13 protein-coding genes and 1 pseudogene are annotated in these 16762 nt (G+C 33.7%); 9 read left to right on the top strand and 5 right to left on the bottom strand.

Annotated elements, in window-relative coordinates:
- Nucleotides 1–104 precede the first annotated feature (104 nt).
- Nucleotides 105–871, bottom strand: a pseudogene (locus EJB00_RS04520) (IS5 family transposase).
- A gap of 189 nt (nucleotides 872–1060) precedes the next feature.
- Between EJB00_RS04520 and EJB00_RS04515 the strand changes: the two are divergent.
- The 5 genes from EJB00_RS04515 (at nucleotide 1061) to trpS (ending at nucleotide 5945) form a co-directional block, all read left to right on the top strand.
- On the top strand, nucleotides 1061–2860 hold the full coding sequence (locus EJB00_RS04515) for a peptidylprolyl isomerase (RefSeq protein WP_015587799.1): 1800 nt from the start codon (nucleotides 1061–1063) through the stop codon (nucleotides 2858–2860).
- Between the two features lie 141 nt (nucleotides 2861–3001).
- Nucleotides 3002–3310: a 30S ribosomal protein S16 gene (rpsP, locus tag EJB00_RS04510; RefSeq protein WP_135352818.1), complete on the top strand. Its 309-nt coding sequence runs from the start codon at nucleotides 3002–3004 to the stop codon at nucleotides 3308–3310.
- A 10-nt stretch (nucleotides 3311–3320) separates the two neighbouring features.
- Entirely contained in the window at nucleotides 3321–4307 is a 987-nt protein-coding gene (locus EJB00_RS04505) for a polyprenyl synthetase family protein (RefSeq protein WP_015587797.1), read from the top strand.
- Between the two features lie 62 nt (nucleotides 4308–4369).
- Nucleotides 4370–4930: a nucleotide exchange factor GrpE gene (locus EJB00_RS04500; RefSeq protein WP_007301960.1), complete on the top strand. Its 561-nt coding sequence runs from the start codon at nucleotides 4370–4372 to the stop codon at nucleotides 4928–4930.
- Between the two features lie 16 nt (nucleotides 4931–4946).
- Nucleotides 4947–5945: a tryptophan--tRNA ligase gene (gene trpS / locus EJB00_RS04495; RefSeq protein ID WP_015587796.1), complete on the top strand. Its 999-nt coding sequence runs from the start codon at nucleotides 4947–4949 to the stop codon at nucleotides 5943–5945.
- A gap of 7 nt (nucleotides 5946–5952) precedes the next feature.
- Here trpS and EJB00_RS04490 read toward each other — a convergent pair whose 3' ends face one another.
- On the bottom strand, nucleotides 5953–7320 hold the full coding sequence (locus tag EJB00_RS04490; RefSeq protein WP_135352817.1) for a hypothetical protein: 1368 nt from the start codon (nucleotides 7318–7320) through the stop codon (nucleotides 5953–5955).
- Between the two features lie 391 nt (nucleotides 7321–7711).
- Between EJB00_RS04490 and EJB00_RS04485 the strand changes: the two genes are divergently transcribed.
- From EJB00_RS04485 to EJB00_RS04475, 3 genes are all read left to right on the top strand, one after another.
- On the top strand, nucleotides 7712–10378 hold the full coding sequence (locus EJB00_RS04485) for a 2-oxoglutarate dehydrogenase E1 component (RefSeq protein WP_135352816.1): 2667 nt from the start codon (nucleotides 7712–7714) through the stop codon (nucleotides 10376–10378).
- A 179-nt stretch (nucleotides 10379–10557) separates the two neighbouring features.
- A complete protein-coding gene (locus EJB00_RS04480) occupies nucleotides 10558–10851 on the top strand; it encodes a hypothetical protein (RefSeq protein WP_041581313.1) in 294 nt (97 codons plus the stop codon).
- A gap of 503 nt (nucleotides 10852–11354) precedes the next feature.
- Complete coding sequence (locus EJB00_RS04475) at nucleotides 11355–12182, top strand: hypothetical protein (RefSeq protein WP_015587793.1); 828 nt, start codon at nucleotides 11355–11357, stop codon at nucleotides 12180–12182.
- Nucleotides 12183–12255: 73 nt separating this feature from the next.
- On the opposite strand, the gene EJB00_RS04470 is transcribed toward EJB00_RS04475, so the two are convergent.
- From EJB00_RS04470 to EJB00_RS04460, 3 genes are all read right to left on the bottom strand, one after another.
- The gene (locus EJB00_RS04470) at nucleotides 12256–12849 is read right to left on the bottom strand and encodes a TIGR02217 family protein (RefSeq protein WP_015587792.1); all 594 of its coding nucleotides are present in this window, start codon (nucleotides 12847–12849) and stop codon (nucleotides 12256–12258) included.
- 461 nt (nucleotides 12850–13310) lie between these two features.
- Entirely contained in the window at nucleotides 13311–14069 is a 759-nt protein-coding gene (locus EJB00_RS06455) for an OTU domain-containing protein (protein ID WP_015587791.1), read from the bottom strand.
- Nucleotides 14070–14260: 191 nt separating this feature from the next.
- Nucleotides 14261–15001: a DsbA family protein gene (locus EJB00_RS04460; protein WP_135352815.1), complete on the bottom strand. Its 741-nt coding sequence runs from the start codon at nucleotides 14999–15001 to the stop codon at nucleotides 14261–14263.
- Nucleotides 15002–15253: 252 nt separating this feature from the next.
- Here EJB00_RS04460 and EJB00_RS04455 point away from each other — a divergent pair, with 252 nt between their 5' ends.
- Nucleotides 15254–16723: an AAA family ATPase gene (locus EJB00_RS04455; RefSeq protein WP_225416250.1), complete on the top strand. Its 1470-nt coding sequence runs from the start codon at nucleotides 15254–15256 to the stop codon at nucleotides 16721–16723.
- Nucleotides 16724–16762 lie beyond the last annotated feature (39 nt).

Below are 16762 nucleotides of genomic sequence, written 5' to 3'. Positions count from 1 at the left end.
CTTTACTGTTATAGAAATAAAATATAAACCATTAAAACTAAAAAAGCATTAACTTTGTCATCCAATGGCTTTTTGGTTTATATTTCTTATCTCTTAGAACCTGTTCATAATCTTTTGAGGAGGAAAGAAGTAAAAGCAAATTTGTAGGCTAGTATTAAGTTTACGCTCGCAATTTTTCCAAAATCGCCTACATTTTTCCAACCAGGCAAAAGATCTCTCAACAACCCATCTTTTTGGCAATACAGCAAAGGTGTGTAATTCGCTTCACCTCAACAATTGCACCAATAGTTACTTTCATCTGTGTTGCAAAATTTTCTCCAGTGTAGCCTGCATCAACCAGTATGTTTTTAACTTCAGAGAGACTTTACTTAGCATTTTTAACCATTGTCAAAGCACTGCTACGATCAGTTATTTCTGCCGTTGTTATATGAATTGCGTGTGTCAAACCTTGTGTATCAACTGCGATATGACGCTTTATTACTGAAATTTTCTTGCCAGCATCATAACCTTTTTCTTTAGCAGTATCGGTATTTTTTACACTTTGGGCATCAATGATGCAGAAGCTTGTTTTGGTATTCCGACCACTGTTCTCTCCAACCAATTTTTTTAAGACAATTTCTAGAACACTTTCTCTATCTTCATTCGTTTTTTTACTCCATTTCTTAAAGTAATCGTAACAATTTCGCCATCTTGGAAACTCTTTTGGAAGCATTCGCCATTGATAGCCACTTTTTAGTACATAAAGCACACCACAAAATAACTCATATAAACCTAATCTTCTTGGCTTTGTTTTCTTGCGCACGCTTTCTAAAATTAGTCTAATCTTTTCGAATTTTTCACAACTTATGTCACTTGGATATGTATTCCTCATACTTTACCTCATGTCAACTATACCTCATCTTACCATATTCAGAGATCACTTACAGGCTCTTAGGTTAATATAAGCTTCCATTCAATTTAATACACTACAATATTACATATATTAGCTAATTTGTTAATAGATTTACAAATATTAAATTATTGCTATTCTAAATTTAAGTGTTAGTTAACTGAGTTTACAATGAGTATTAGAAATTTTTTTACCAAGGCAATCGTTCTCCTTTTAGTTTGCTTATTAATCTTTATGGGGATTGGCAATCTTCTATCAAATGATGATGAAAGGAAAGAATTAGCTAAAGTAGGAAAGGAAGTTATAACATCAGATGAATATAAATTACTATATCAAAATTATGAAAAGCAAATTTCTGGATCTGATGTAAGTAAAGAACAAGTAAAAAAGCTGAAATATGATTTACTTAACGCACTTATAGAGCAAAAACTATTGTTTAACCTAATTAGCGAACTTGGATTAAAAGCTGGAGAAGAATCTATCAAAAGCCATATTAAAAATACCAAGTACTTTCAGGATGATAAAGGAGAATTTGACCATAATAAGTTTCATCAAACTCTAAATAGCCTGCATATAACAGAAAAGGAGTATATAGAAAAGCTAGAGAAAATCCTGCCTGCAATGATGTTCATGACTTCATTATTTAAAGATAATTATCCGGTAACTTTTGGTGAGAGTGTTGATGAGCAGATATACAAAAATCGCTACCAAACTAGAGTGATTGATATTGTTAAAATAACTGGGGATGCAATTATAAACGTTCCTGAACCAGATGATCAAGCCTTACTTGATTTGTATGAAAGAAATAAGTTTAATTTTTATTATCCTGAATATCGAACTGCACAATATATTTCTCTGGATCAAAAGTATTTTGAGGATCAAATCAGAATCTCAGATGAAGAGGTTGATAGTGTAATAGAACATCAGGAACTTAAAGATCAAAGAGACATATTTAATGTGATATTTTCTACCAAAGAAAAAGCTGAAATAGCAAGAAGAGCGCTTGAAGAAAGTAAAGCAAGCCTTGAACACATAATAGAAGAGTTCAGTAAAGTAAAACTTGAAGAAACCAGAGTAAATAATATAACTAAGGATTTCTTACCTGAAAATATGAGAGAAAAGGTATTTGCTCTCAAAACAGGTGAAGTAAGTGAAGTTTTAACAAGCAATTTTGGATGGCACGTAATAAAGGTAGAAAGCATACATAAAATCTCTGATGAAGACTTGGTTGATTTAAAAAAAGACATAAGGTCAGTTTTAACCAATCAAAAGTCTTTTGAAAAAGTCAATGATTTCATAAATCAAGTGAATTATAAGATATACAATGGTGCAACGATTGAAGAAATCTCCAATAATTACAATTTACCTATACAAACCATTGGTCCAGTAGATGCTAGTGGAAAAGACCAAAGTGGTAATGAAGTAGGAAATTTCAGTGATTTCATTTCTTTCATTTTTTCACGCGAGAAAGATCAGAAGAGTTATTTTAAGGGTGTTGGAGATACTGTTGTTGGTGTAAAAATCAGTGATATCGTTCCTCCTAAATTACAAAATTTTGAAGAAAGTAGGGAATCAGCCATAAAGCTTTGGCGTAGTGAATTTATAAAAGAAAGAATGTTTAAAATGGGACAAGAAGTAGCAGTTCAACTAAGAGAAAAGATAGATTTGGAAGAAATGCAAGGTATAAAATTGGTTAAAGGCCAGCAAATACAACGCAATGAACAAAACTACCCTTTTTCTTTCATAGAAGAGATTTTCAATATGAAAACAACTAATTCGGTAACAGATCCTATTCAATACAATAATGAAATTATAATAGGCGTTCTAAAAGAAATGCATTCATCAAATGGTAAATTAAACATGCTTGACACCGGAAAACGTGTGATGATATCGCTAAAGGAACAGTTAATTAGCTATCTAAAATCAAAGTATAGAGTAGAAGTTAATCATGCTATGATTGATGATATATAAAAAAGTTTATTATCCTAGATCTTCCTTTTATGAGTGATTGTAGGGGGCTATATTGTATTTTTAGGTAAAAGAGGTACAATTAGTTTGACTTGAGCTGTTTATTGTATTTAAATTGTAATTAATATATGAATAAAGGTTGACATGGCAGTTAAAATAAGGTTAGCAAGATTTGGGGCAAAGAAACGTCCTTTTTATAGGATAGTTATAGCCGACTCACGAGCACCAAGAGATGGGCGCTTTATCGAGAGAATAGGACAATATGATCCAATGTTGCCAAAAGACAATAAAAATCGTGTTGTAGTGAAAGCTGATAGGTTAAAACATTGGCTAAGTGTGGGGGCGCAGGCAACTGAAAGGGTACTGTGGTTCATTAAAAAAGGCGTAGTAACTTTAGAAGCAGAGCCAAAAAAGATAGAAAAGGAGAAAGTTAAAAAGGCACGAGAAGCATAAGTCCTCTTAAATGCTAAACACTGATTTAACAAAAAGTAGTAAATTAGATGATATTGTATCTTCTGATTTATTGGCTATGAATGACTTTATCTTCAAAAATGTCAATGATGAAGGTACTAAGCTTGCTACCGATATTACATCTCATCTTATTAATTCAGGAGGAAAAAAGATAAGGCCTAAGCTCATTTTTATTATGTGTAAAATGCTGAATTACTCTGGAGAGAGTAGGGTCAACATTGCTGCATCGGTAGAATTTATACACAACGCTACTTTACTTCATGATGATGTGCTTGATGAAAGTAAGGTACGCCATGGAGTTGCAACAGCAAATAAAATTTGGGGGAATAAATCAAGCATTTTAGTTGGTGATCTATTATTGACCTTAGCATTTAGATGGCTTATAGAATGTGGGAATTTAAATGTTCTCTCTATTTTATCTAAGGCATCTAATTTGCTTGTCAAGGGTGAGATAAAGCAGATGACAACGCGTTTTGACCCTAACACAATTAGGAAAAATTATTTTAATATCATTGGAGAAAAGACAGCATCTTTATTTTCTGCATGCTGCGAGGCTGCATCAGTAGTATCTGGAGCCACAAGTGACGAAACAGAGAGGCTAAGGAATTTCGGGTTTAATTTTGGTATGGCATTCCAAATAATTGATGACGTGCTAGATTATACTGCTAATCAAGGCACTTTAGGAAAGCAACTTGGAAAAGATTTCTTTGAAGGTAAAGTTACTTTACCTTCTATTATAGCATATGAAAAAGGCAGCCCATCAGAACAAAAATTCTGGGAGAAATCTTTTTCTTCAGCTAGACACAATTTTGACCAAGCATTACAATATATTAATCATCATAATGCCATTCATGTTTCTATGGAAGGAGCTAAACACTATATTAATATGGCGCAAAGTAATATTGATACTTTTTCTGATTCTCTTTATAAAGCTGCTTTGATTGACTTTTTAAATGCAAGCATAGAAAGACAAGGATAGCTAACGCTTGATATTTTTAGATTGATTGTTATATATTTATTAAGTTTGTAAGGGTGAATGATATGTCAGATAGTAATAAAGAGAAAAAAAAGAAATTTGCAGATATGGTCAGTAAACGAAAAGGGGATGATCAAGAAGATCAGCAAACAGGTGATTTAAGTGAAGAGCTTAATATATTAAAAGAACGTGCAGTTCAGCTTGAAGATCATTTACGTCGCGCTGTTGCGGATAATGAAAACGTTAAACGTATAATGCAAAAGCAAATTAGCGATGCAAGTGATTATGCAGTCACAAAATTTGCACGTGATATGATCGACTCTTGTGACAATTTAAAAAAAGCAATGGAAAACTTGAAAGATGGTGATCCTATTCATGAAGGAATAAAAGTGGCGCACCAAAAGATTGTGAGTGATCTAAAAAAACATGGAATAGAAGAAATAGATCCAATAGGTAACTCTTTTGACAGCAATTTACATCAAGCTGTTGTAGAAAGAGAAGATAATGAAAAAGAGCCTGGCACTATTGTAGAAGTACTACAAACTGGTTATACCATTAAAAATAGGTTGCTTCGTCCTGCAATGGTTATTCTTTCTAAAAAATCTGCTGATTGCGAAAGTAACTAATAAAACACTCAAGGGTATGACAGAAGTTGTCTTCTCAGGTATTCAGCCAAGTGGAGTATTACACTTGGGCAATTATCTTGGTGCAATTAAGCAGTGGATAGGCTTGCAGGATAAATATAAATCTCTTTTTTGTGTTGTTGATCTGCATGCAATCACAGCAAATAAGCTTCCCGCAAATGAATTAAAAAATAATATTTTTAAAGCAGCAGCAACTTATATTGCATGTGGAATAGATCCGGAAAAGTCGATTATTTTCAATCAATCCGCAGTTAGTGGTCATGCAGAATTGGGCTGGCTGCTAGGGTGCTATACACCAATTGGTTGGCTTAATCGTATGACTCAATTTAAAGATAAGGCTGGAAGCGATAAACAAAAAGCTTCTCTTGGGTTATACAGCTACCCAGTACTTATGGCTGCGGATATATTGCTGTATCAAACTAAATACGTTCCTGTTGGCGATGATCAAAAACAGCATTTAGAACTTGCACGTGATATTTCATCAGCTTTTAACAATCATTATAAATGTAGTCATTTCATCATACCTGAAATCTTAACTTTGGATTGTACATCAAGGATAATGAGCTTAAGAGATGGAGCAAGCAAGATGAGCAAATCTGATCCTTCAGAATATTCATGCATTAACCTTAACGATACAAATGACTTAATTGTCAAGAAAATAGAAAAAGCAAAAACAGATTCAATTCTAGGCTTTGATTTTTCTACTTTAAAATGTCGTCCAGAAATAAGCAATTTGATAAATATTTATTCAGTGCTTAGTGGTTTAAATGTAGAAAAAGTGTGTAAAAAAGTGGATAAACATGACATGAAGAACTTTAAAAAAGAGTTAGCTGACTTAATCATCAGCGTTATATCACCCATACGCGAGAAGATGAATAGTCTTCTAAAAGATCAGCTTCATTTACATAAAATATTAAAACAAGGTACAGAAAAAGCAGCAGAGATTGCAAATAACAATATAAAAAAGATCAAGGATATTATAGGGTTTGCTCAATAGGTTACAACTATTTCTTCCCATGGCTTTCAAATCGTGCAGCTATTTTCTTTACGCTGACGTGCGTGAGAATAGGCTTTGTATTAACTGAAGGCTTGGGATCGGACTTTGCTGTTATGGGGTTCATTTTAGATCTTTTATTTCCCGCCGGAAATGATTGAGATTGGGAGGCAGTTTTTTGCGATGGTGCAGGATCTTTCTTCATACCGATATCTGCTTGTGTTGCAGGGGTGGCTTTGCTCTTAGCAACTTGATTTTGCTCAAATTTTCCTACTATTGACTTTACTCTACCGTCCTTCTTGCTATTTACTTTTTCTTTTATAATAACCGCTTTTACTTCTGATGCTGCTTTATCAGCAGATTTTTTCAGGATTGGTTTACTTTCAGCTGATTTTTGCGAAGTCACTTCTACTATTATTGGTTTCGTGCTCACTTGTTGATCAACAATATCTAGCCTTTTAGGATTTGACAGTATTTCAGATTTATCTTCTTTAGTTTCTTGCCTAATTTCTTGATTGGTAGCGTTTAGTGCTGGTGGCTCTGGAGCCTGTCTCTTTTTATATCCTTTTCTTGTTCCTGCATTTTTCTTAGGTTTCGTTTTGTGAGTTGGCTCCTTTTTAGCTAACTTTGAGTCTTCCGGATCTTTTGTTGAAGATTTACTACTTTTCTCTTGATAATTTGATATTTCCTCATGTCCAGACTCTTCACTTAATGAACTTTCATAGCCTGAATCTTCAGGAGATACATTCTCTATTTCTGGTTTAAAGTGTACCTTTTTTGAGGCAGTAGGAGGTGGCGGAGGTGCTGTTGTTGGCCGTTTTATTCTCTTCATAACTAATTTTCCTACCGGCTGTTTTCCTTCTTGCAGCTTAGGAGTATCTTCCTTCTGCTTTGATGTCGTTTTATTTTCCGTGCTTACTTCGTATGATTTATGTTCTTTATTGCCTTTTCCACTCTGCTTCGAATCTAAAATTTCTTTAAGTCCTTTCTTGAATAGATTAATTGTACTTAAAATATTTGTGTATTCGGCTGCTTTTTCTATAGTGAAACCTGATAATTCATCACCAACAAAATTTTTTATGTCATTATCATTAGTTGGAATATCTTTTCCCAAGACTCTATCTAATATCTCTTTTAATGTTCCAATAAAACCGAGTGGCTTTGTGCTCAAAGGTTCTATATAGTTATTCAAGTCGCTATATATAACAAATTTGGCTACATCTTTTGCGTTGTTTGTAAAATTCTTCAGAGCTTGAGATAAATCTTTCAGTGTTTCATCATATTGTTCATTAATTTTTTTTGTATCCTTTAGCTTTATGACTCTTATCAAAGAATTGAGATTTTTATCATAATTGTCACTTTTAAATAGATCATTCATACCAATTACTGTTTATCGTTTACTTAAATATAAATTCAAAGTATTAAGACCGAGTAAATGTTATATGACTTATCCTCTGACTCATAAACGCTTGCGTTCCTTAATGTGCAAAAAAATTTCAATAATCTTCAATCAGCAATAGTATAGAAATCCAAAAAACAAGTAGCTAACACTGGAATCTAGGAATTATGATTGGGCACAAGTTGATGAGTATAGTTATTTTATGTTGAAATACAGCATTATGGAAAGATTAGATGTCAGTCTAGAATGACACCCTTTCTGGAAAACTCAGATTACAGTGTTTGTATAACTTAATAATTAGAAACTAAAGGAGTTCTTTTTTAAAAAACTTAAGTTATACTCATAAGTACTTGATACTTTTGTAGTGATTATGTCCAATTTTAAAAATAACTCCTGTTTTTATGGCGATAATGTCGAATTTGTGGAAGAAATTTATAGCCGTTACTTGCAAGGCGATAAATCAATTGGAGAAGATTGGTACAGAATTTTTTCGAGCAATTTAGAAGTTAATAAAGCAGAACCCTGCAGAGCACAGAATGAAGCCAAGGTAGATGCTGATGATTTAGCAAATTTTTTCAGATCTTACGGTCACTTTTTTGCAGACTTAAATCCATTATCAACGAATGTAAATAAGAAAATAGATTATCAAAAATACTTGAATCTTTCTCCTACAAGTGACACTAGAATCTACAGAGATATTTACTGCAAGAATATCGGTTTTGAATTTATGCATATTTCCTCTTATGAGGAAAGAGTTTGGCTGCAGGAGAAAATTGAAAATCAGGTCTATACGCTAAGCCCTCAGGATAAAAAAGAAATACTAAGGCACTTGATTGAATCTGAGATGTTCGAGCAATTTCTCCATATGAAATTTCCTGGATATAAGCGTTTTTCTATCGAAGGTGGGGAGTCAGCCATTGTTGCAATTGAAAGAGTTATTAGTGATTCTGCAGCTTTTGGTATTGAAGAAATAGTTCTTGGTATGGCCCACCGAGGACGGCTTAATGTTCTAACCAAAGTTATGGGGAAAGAATATGCGGCAATGCTGTCTGAATTTCAAGGCAACCTTGCATATCCAAGTGGTCTTGAGGTATCTGGTGATGTCAAATATCACCTTGGTTACTCTTCTGATCGAGCACTTGCTGGTGGTAAAAAAATACACTTAAGTTTATGTCCTAACCCATCTCACCTTGAGGCGGTAAATCCGGTTCTAGCTGGAAGAGTAAGGGCAAAACAAAATATGAGATCTGTGCTTGGAATATCAATTCATGGTGATGCAGCTTTTATCGGGCAGGGAGTGGTTGCCGAAACCCTGACTTTGAGCAACATTGAAGGTTATAAAGTTGGTGGTATCGTTCATATTGTCATCAATAACCAAGTTGGTTTTACTGCGAATCCTCGTTGTGCACGCTCTTCTTTTTATTGTACTGATGTAGCAAAATCAATAGAAGCTCCAATATTTCATGTTAATGGAGATAATCCAGAAGCCGTGAGTTTTGCCGCGAGTTTGGCAATGGAGTATGTGCAGAAATTTAAAAAGGATGTGGTGATTGACATAATATGCTACCGCAAATATGGCCATAATGAAGGCGATGAACCAAATTTTACTCAGCCACTTATGTATAAAGCAATATCAAGGCATAAAACTCCAGGAACAATTTACGAAGAGAAGCTGGCTGCAGAGAAAGTCCTAATTAGTGATGAAGTAAGTAAATTGCGCAGCGAATTTAGGGTAAGGTTGGATAAAAGTCTTGCTGAGTCAGTGACTTACACTCCAAAAAAAGCTGATTGGTTTGATGGAGTGTGGTCAAAATTTAGAAGAGCAAAGTTGAACGATTTTAGTGAATATTATACGGACTCTGGTGTTTCACCAGATGAGCTAAAAAAATTAGGTGTACACATAAATAGCAATATTCCAAGTAGTTTTAATCTCAATAATAAAGTCAGAAGAATACTTGATGGCAGAATAGACAGTATAAATTCCGGTAGCAACATAGACTGGGCAACTGCTGAAAGTCTTGCATTCGCGTCATTGCTTAAAGAAGGAATAGGAGTGCGCTTGTCAGGACAAGATTCTGGTCGCGGCACCTTCTCGCACCGTCATTCAAGACTTATCAATCAAGCAACGGAGGAAGAGTTTATTCCACTAAACAACATAAGTGAGAAGCAAGCTCGCTTTGAAGTTATAGATAGCGCACTATCTGAGTATGCTGTGATGGGTTTTGAATATGGATATAGCCTTGACTCTCCATATTCACTGGTGCTCTGGGAAGGGCAATTTGGTGATTTTGCAAATGGTGCGCAAATCATGATCGACCAGTTTATTGCATCAGCAGAAACAAAGTGGTTGCGATCAAGTGGTCTAGTTTTACTTTTGCCTCATGGTTATGAAGGGCAGGGGCCTGAGCATAGTTCTGCTCGTATAGAGAGGTTTTTGCAACTCTGTGCAGAGGATAATATGCAGGTGGTTAATTGCTCTACTCCTGCGAATTATTTTCATGTTTTACGCCGACAAATTAATCGAGATTTTCGTAAGCCTTTAGTGATGTTTACACCTAAATCACTATTGCGTCATAAAAGCGCAGTTTCTAACCTTTCTGACTTTGAAGGAAAATTTCTTACGGTAATTCCAGAGTGTAGAACAGGTTTAGTTGCAAGTGATAAAATACGTAAAGTTGTAATATGTAGTGGTAAAGTTTATTACGACATAATTGAAATGCTTGAAGCACAAAAAATAAACGATATAGCAGTAGTGCGTTTAGAACAATTTTATCCATTCCCGGCCGATAAACTAAACAATGAACTCGAAAAATATAAGAACGCTGAAATTATATGGTGTCAAGAGGAACCAAAAAATATGGGAGGATGGTTTTTTGTTAATCCGTTAATAGAAGAGGTTCTATCTAATCTAGACACTCAAGCAAAAAGGCCTAAGTGTGTTGCAAGACCCTCTGCTGCATCTCCTGCATGTGGTTATGCTAATGTCCATGCTCAACAACAAGCAGAAATTTTGAAGCAAGTTGCGCATGAGATCTAGCACAATTGTGCAAATACTAAACAGCTTCAAGCAGGCTCATATAATTAGATGCTGGCACCTAGATAACTCATAGCAATAAAAAATTTCCCATGTTACAAAAAAGATTGTGGCGAGCAAAGCTAGTTTACAGATTCTTAAATTTTATATTCTATGACTAGAATAAATTTAAGGAGTATTTTATGAATAATAATAACACTTTCCAATTACAATCTTATGCTATTACAAAAAAAGAAGAGAGACCAAATTCTCGAATAGATATTAAGGTTGAAAATGACGAACTTATTGATGTCAAAACAGGTGAATCTACTGGCAAAAACTATGAAGAATGCTTCAAGGTTATGCTAAATAATAAAGATAATATTACACTGAATCAATACGATAGGCTTGAAGGAGAATGTAATGATAGTGAATGCCAAGCTTGTATGGATGCAATGAATGCTGCTATAATAGGGGTCATCTGGCTTGAATCTTAAGACATAAAGGTGAGGGCGCTTTTAAGAATAAAATAAATGGAGTAAGAAAAATCAGCGAACATGTTTTTGGATATTGTGCTTAATCTGAAACCAATAGCGTTCAGTAGAATTGAGATCAGGTGAGTAAATGGGAAAAACGAAATCTTATATTCTTCTGATTCTATTAAAACTCTCACTTTTAGCGTTTTATGAAAACATATGATTGATTTTTTTTTACTTCGGTATGGTAAGTTCCAATTTTGGAATTTCTTGCAGCTATTTCAGAAGTAGTGATGTATCAAGCAGAAATCGTAAAAGTGCAAACACCGAACGGCTTCAAGTAGACTTATTAATTAGACGCTGGCACTTAGATAACTTACAACAATCAAACCTCTTATATACTTATACAAATATAAAAAGACTTTTATTTTTTTATATTTGTATAATCTTTATTAAGATTTTCATTTATTTTTCTCAAAATAGTTAATATAGTAAATATTAATATTAATTAATATGAGATATACATGAAGACAGAAACATTTGAGAGGTTAATAGGGCAAACTAGACTACGCAGAAATAGTAAAGCTGAGATCATAAAGTTAAATAGAAACAAAAAGGCTTTTATAGATGAGGATAAAAAGTCTATCGAATTAGCTGAGGCTATTTTTGCAGAAAATAATATGTTTCGTTTTCGCAAACCAGGTCTTGCTACGGATTACATTTTGCACAAACTAATAAATGATAAAAAGCTTCTTGAGGAAATGAAAGATAGAGGTAGAAGTATAATACGTCTTTTTTCTTTGCTATCAATGTATCGTAATCTTCCCGATTGCTATGTTGTGGAAAAAGAAGGATGTATTACTGAGTTTGGAATACTTACTGATGTTGACGAATGTTTAGAATCAGTACCTTTAGAAGACTTTATACTTATTGAGTCTGTTTCGTACCTAGAGTACATTTTGTTTGATAATAATAATATTAGAAATAGGTTAGTTGAAGATTTAACTAAAGATAAAACAAAATTAGATATTTTCATAAATGGAATTTTGACAATATATAGCAAAGAGGAAGCAAAATTAGATATTGCCCTAAATGTAATTTTAGCAATAAATAGCTCGGATTTGGTATTATCTTATATCAACACAATGGAGGCTTTTGATGAGAAAGCTAGAAATTTTGTTAATCACATACAGAAAACCAATAGGATGGACTACCTTTTTAAGGAAAACGGTACAACGCTTGTAAAATTAGTTCTAAAGGAGTTGTTAAAACTTTCTATTTTACAAGAAAGAGAAAACACTACATTAGAATTTCCTCAAATTTCGAGTGTGGAACATTGTAATGGGCGATAGACTTTAAAATATGCTGAGGCTCATTTAAATATGAGCCTAAGTATCGCTTAACTTTTATGGAGCATACTTTAACTTATTTAACTTCCACCAAGGGAATATTATTCCAACTGTTACTGCCACAGTTATCAATAGAAGCGTTTAGGTAATCTGTATCAAATCGTACTGGTACATCAAATTCGAAGCTTGCGGTGATTATTGTGCCTTTTGCTGGTGGTTTCATAAATTCTATTTCTCCAGTTGAATAATTTACTGAATATTTTTCTGTCTCTTCACCATTGAGGTAAATTTTTATTGTATCATGCACTGGCTTTTTAATAGTTCGTGTATGCTTGTCTTTTCCACTTATGTAAGTTTTTATCAGCTGAAAGGTCGCTTTTTTATCGTCTCCTATGCCAATTTCTTGATTGATAACTGTAAAGTCTGACCAATCCTTAAAGCGAAACCCTATAGCTTTACCTTTTCGTGCCTGAAAAAATGTTATGAGTTCTGTTAGCTGCTCGTTTGACCTAACTCCATAAGCTATGTTATACCTGGCACGTGCACGAGACCAATTAATATTGCGCTGCTCACAGCCATTATGAGTTGTTACAATGTCAGTCGAAAATTCCGGTCCTCCAGTAGAGCCATAAGATATATTTTCTGGAAATCTAATTTCTGTAAATGACATATGTCCTCCTGTAAAAATAAAGTTGAGTTGATATAGATGAAGTAGGAAAGATCTTAAATTTTTGAAGCTGCTTTATCAATCAGGCTATAAATTTTAAATCCCGTTTCTTCTAGAAAAGTATGGGCAATATTTTTCTTTGGCTCACTTTTGAGTTCATTAATGTCTTTATGGCTCTGCATCAACTTATACATACAAATACATGTAACAACTAAAGCAACTCCAGCAAGATATGCCAAAGGAATTGGTTGAGTAAAAACAGTAGCTATAGCAGATGCTGTGAATGCTATAGCTGTTATTACAGCAGCTATGCTATAAATAGCTTCTCTTCTGTAACTATTGATTAATTTCTTTTCTATTGCCTCTTGTTGTGTTTCTTGCCCTTGTTGATGAGAAATAGTAATTACTGTATCTGTATGAATTGGCTCACTAGCGCTGCTTTCTTGTTGTACTTCTGGCTTTGGTTACTCATAAGCAGGAACTTCTGTAACCTCACCAAAGATTTCTTCAACAGAAACTGGTTGATTTTCTGTTATATCAGAATGGATTTTGCTAAGAAGTGGCACAAAATGCCTCATGTAATTCACTACTACTACAGTTTTTTTGCTACTATCTATCTCTAGTTGATTGAGATTTATATCTTGTATATACACTTCTGGATCATCATCATGTGCTGTAATTTTAGTTACCGTAACTTTTTGGCTGTCTTCCTCTATTGAATAAATATAAAGCTCCACTTTATACTTGTCGCATATCATTCTACCTTCAATGTCTGGACGACCCCATATAGGTGGATCTGTGGCCATATTCTTAATATTTTTTAAGTACTCATGAAAAGTCTTTTTCTCATCTATCATATTTATTTTAGTTTTTGGATCTTGTATAGGACCATATGGACCTTCTAGCGCAACAAAGTAGCCACCAATAGCAGCGTCTTTTATTACTGCTTTATAGGCCCAACTATCTTGTTTACCATGTTGCTCAACATAATCTGCGCAGTCTTTTCTTAATGATTTTGCAGTAAAATAATGATCTGGTTTTATATTTAACTCATTCAATCCTTGAGCTACAGAGTCAAAAAAGCAATCCCCTGTCTTTATAGCAGCTCCTATTTTTAGCTCTCTAGGATAAGTGCTTTTTAAATTATGCAATAATTTATTCGATTTTTTCTTTCCTTTGATTTGCCGAAAAAGAGCAATTGGTTCTCTGTTAAAATTTCTCATGTTATAACTCCAAAATAATGATTGTATTTTAATAGATTAATCAGCCTAGGAAGGCTAATTACTTAAGGTCGTGCTGTGTTGCAAGCAAACATCACCTACTTTTCTTGAACTAATATGTAGCCTATACATATTGTTACTTACTATATCTTAACTATACTTAAACTCTCTTATGCTGTCAAGCAGGGAATTTATTAATCTTTTAACTCATCTACTTTTTTGCGTAATATATTCAAATCAGTTTTTCCTACAAAAAGACTATCTCCTATTATCACAAAAGGTGTACCGCCTACTCCAAGCTCGCTTACTAAAAGTTTACTGTTGTTTATCATTTGCTCAATTTTGTCTGCATTACTTTTCATAGAGTTGTTAAAATCGTTCTCGTTAACCCCTATATTTTTCACTATACCTAATATAGTTTTATCTGAAAATTCTCCTCTGTGATCTAGTGCAGCATAGTGAAAATCTAAGTACTTTTCTTTATCGATAAAATAAGTTGCTAAAGCAGCTTTTGCTGCCTTTAAGGAATTGTTACCAAGTATTGGAGCATCCCTAAAGATATATTTAATTTTGCCATCATTGATCAACTGTTTTATGTCATTCTTTATTGCCTTACAATAGCCACAAGAATAGTCAAAGAACCCTACAGCTATGACATTGCTATTTTCATTTCCTGAGTAAGGATAAGTGGAGTCAAATATTTCATCTTTATGCTGAGAAATTTTACTTTTGATTGCGTTAGCATAACTATTTTTAGCTGACTCTTCTCGGAGAGCTTTTAGAACTCTATCAAAATTTTTACTGATGTAGTCATCTAATCTCTCACCTATATGGTCGTCATTTAAGACTTGACTGCGGTGTGAAAGCCAATTGTTTATTACTGATAAACTTGCTACTGTAAATATAAAAATCAATAAAAATGGTATCTTAGACATATACTTACTTAAAGAATATAAACATTAAAGAAATGCTCAATATTAAAACATTTATATCAAAAAATGCAAACTTTATATAGTAGTATATCAGAGAATTTGGTGATATTAAGTAGCGAAAACTTGTGTATAATAAAGTATTTGAGATTTAAGTAATCCTTACCGCCATGTATAACAATTGTAACCGCGGCGGTAAAAAAGTTGATTATTTTATAACCGCCGCATATAATGCTGACAAACACGGCGGTAAATTATATGAACGAGCCAATAATTGGTAGAGAGAAGGAAACGGCCATTCTAGAAAATAAGCTTCTTTCCCAATCTGCCGAGTTTATTGCAATTTATGGTCGGCGTCGTGTGGGCAAAACATACCTAATAAAACAATTTTTCAGTAAGCATGCCGATACCTTATTTGAACAGACTGGCCTTAATGATGGTACTCTGCAGGAGCAGCTTACAATTTTTACACAGTCGTTATCAAATACTTTTTATAAAGGTGCAAGAATGGCTTTGCCTAAAAATTGGATGGATGCTTTGCAACAACTCACACTTGCTGTTGATCATAATACGCATGAAGATGAACAAGTTGTTTTATTTTTTGATGAGTTGCCATGGCTTGCAGCAAGAAAATCTGGTTTTCTAAAAGCGTTAGAATATTTTTGGAACACACGTTGGACATACCGAAAGAAACTTATCTTGGTTGTATGTGGTTCAGCAGCTTCTTGGATGCTAGAAAATCTAATTTATAGTAAAGGAGGATTACATAATCGTATTACTGCAAGAATACCTTTACAGCCTTTTAACTTACGTGAAACTAAAGAGTATCTGAAGTATTTAGGAGTTGATCTTAATCACCAGCAGATATTACAAGTCTATATGGCTATGGGAGGAATACCACATTATCTTAAAGAAGTAAGTAAGGGGCTATCAGCAACACAAAATATTAATATGATCTGCTTTCAGAAGGACGGTTTATTATTTGATGAGTTTGATATGCTATTTCATTCTTTATATGAAGAACCAGAAGCGTATCTAAGCATTATTCGCGCAATTACAAAAAAGCCAAAAGGAATCAGTAGAAAAGAACTTATAAAAGCAACTAAAACGACGGAAGGTGGTCGCTTAACTGCTAAATTAAGGAGTTTAGAAGAAGCAGGATTTATTGATGGTTTTTTACCACTGAACAAGGGAAAAAGAGGAGTATATTATAGGGTGGTTGATGAATATATATTATTTTATCTGACATGGATTGAGCCGTTTAAAGAAGTAACAAAAAGGGCAATAATAAGTGATGCTCACTATTGGGAGTTAGCGATAAAGAAACCAGCTTGGCTAACATGGACAGGGCAAACATTTGAAGCAGTATGTTTTAAGCATGCCAATAAAATTAGAAGAAAACTAGATATAGAACATATAGGAGTCATATGTGGGGATTGGCAACATCACCCAGAAAAGAATAGTAAAGAGTTTGGTGCACAAATAGATTTGGTTTTCGATAGAGAGGATGGATGTACAATGCTTTGTGAAATAAAATATAGCGATAAACCTTACCAGGTAACAAAGGAATTTGTTGAACAATTAAAAAGAAAAGAGATGGTTTATAGAGAGAGAGCAAAGTCAAAGAAACAGATATTCTGGATACTAATTGCTGCAAATGGAGCTCCTGAAAATCAATATCTAAAAGATACGATACATCATGTGATTACACTAGAAGATTTGTTTTGAGTAGCTTTGAATTTTAAAAAGGTTGTATAATAACGATTG

Source organism: Wolbachia endosymbiont of Drosophila mauritiana, from assembly GCF_004795975.1.
Lineage (GTDB): Bacteria > Pseudomonadota > Alphaproteobacteria > Rickettsiales > Anaplasmataceae > Wolbachia.
This window is presented reverse-complemented; position numbering and strand designations above follow the sequence as displayed.

Coding starts and splice junctions, on each gene's coding strand:
- EJB00_RS04515 (WP_015587799.1), top strand. CDS start 1,061: ATGAGTATTAGAAATTTTTTTACCAAGGCAATCGTTCTCCTTTTAGTT.
- rpsP (WP_135352818.1), top strand. CDS start 3,002: ATGGCAGTTAAAATAAGGTTAGCAAGATTTGGGGCAAAGAAACGTCCT.
- EJB00_RS04505 (WP_015587797.1), top strand. CDS start 3,321: ATGCTAAACACTGATTTAACAAAAAGTAGTAAATTAGATGATATTGTA.
- EJB00_RS04500 (WP_007301960.1), top strand. CDS start 4,370: ATGTCAGATAGTAATAAAGAGAAAAAAAAGAAATTTGCAGATATGGTC.
- trpS (WP_015587796.1), top strand. CDS start 4,947: ATGACAGAAGTTGTCTTCTCAGGTATTCAGCCAAGTGGAGTATTACAC.
- EJB00_RS04490 (WP_135352817.1), bottom strand. CDS start 7,320: ATGAATGATCTATTTAAAAGTGACAATTATGATAAAAATCTCAATTCT.
- EJB00_RS04485 (WP_135352816.1), top strand. CDS start 7,712: ATGTCCAATTTTAAAAATAACTCCTGTTTTTATGGCGATAATGTCGAA.
- EJB00_RS04480 (WP_041581313.1), top strand. CDS start 10,558: ATGAATAATAATAACACTTTCCAATTACAATCTTATGCTATTACAAAA.
- EJB00_RS04475 (WP_015587793.1), top strand. CDS start 11,355: ATGAAGACAGAAACATTTGAGAGGTTAATAGGGCAAACTAGACTACGC.
- EJB00_RS04470 (WP_015587792.1), bottom strand. CDS start 12,849: ATGTCATTTACAGAAATTAGATTTCCAGAAAATATATCTTATGGCTCT.
- EJB00_RS06455 (WP_015587791.1), bottom strand. CDS start 14,069: ATGAGAAATTTTAACAGAGAACCAATTGCTCTTTTTCGGCAAATCAAA.
- EJB00_RS04460 (WP_135352815.1), bottom strand. CDS start 15,001: ATGTCTAAGATACCATTTTTATTGATTTTTATATTTACAGTAGCAAGT.
- EJB00_RS04455 (WP_225416250.1), top strand. CDS start 15,254: ATGAACGAGCCAATAATTGGTAGAGAGAAGGAAACGGCCATTCTAGAA.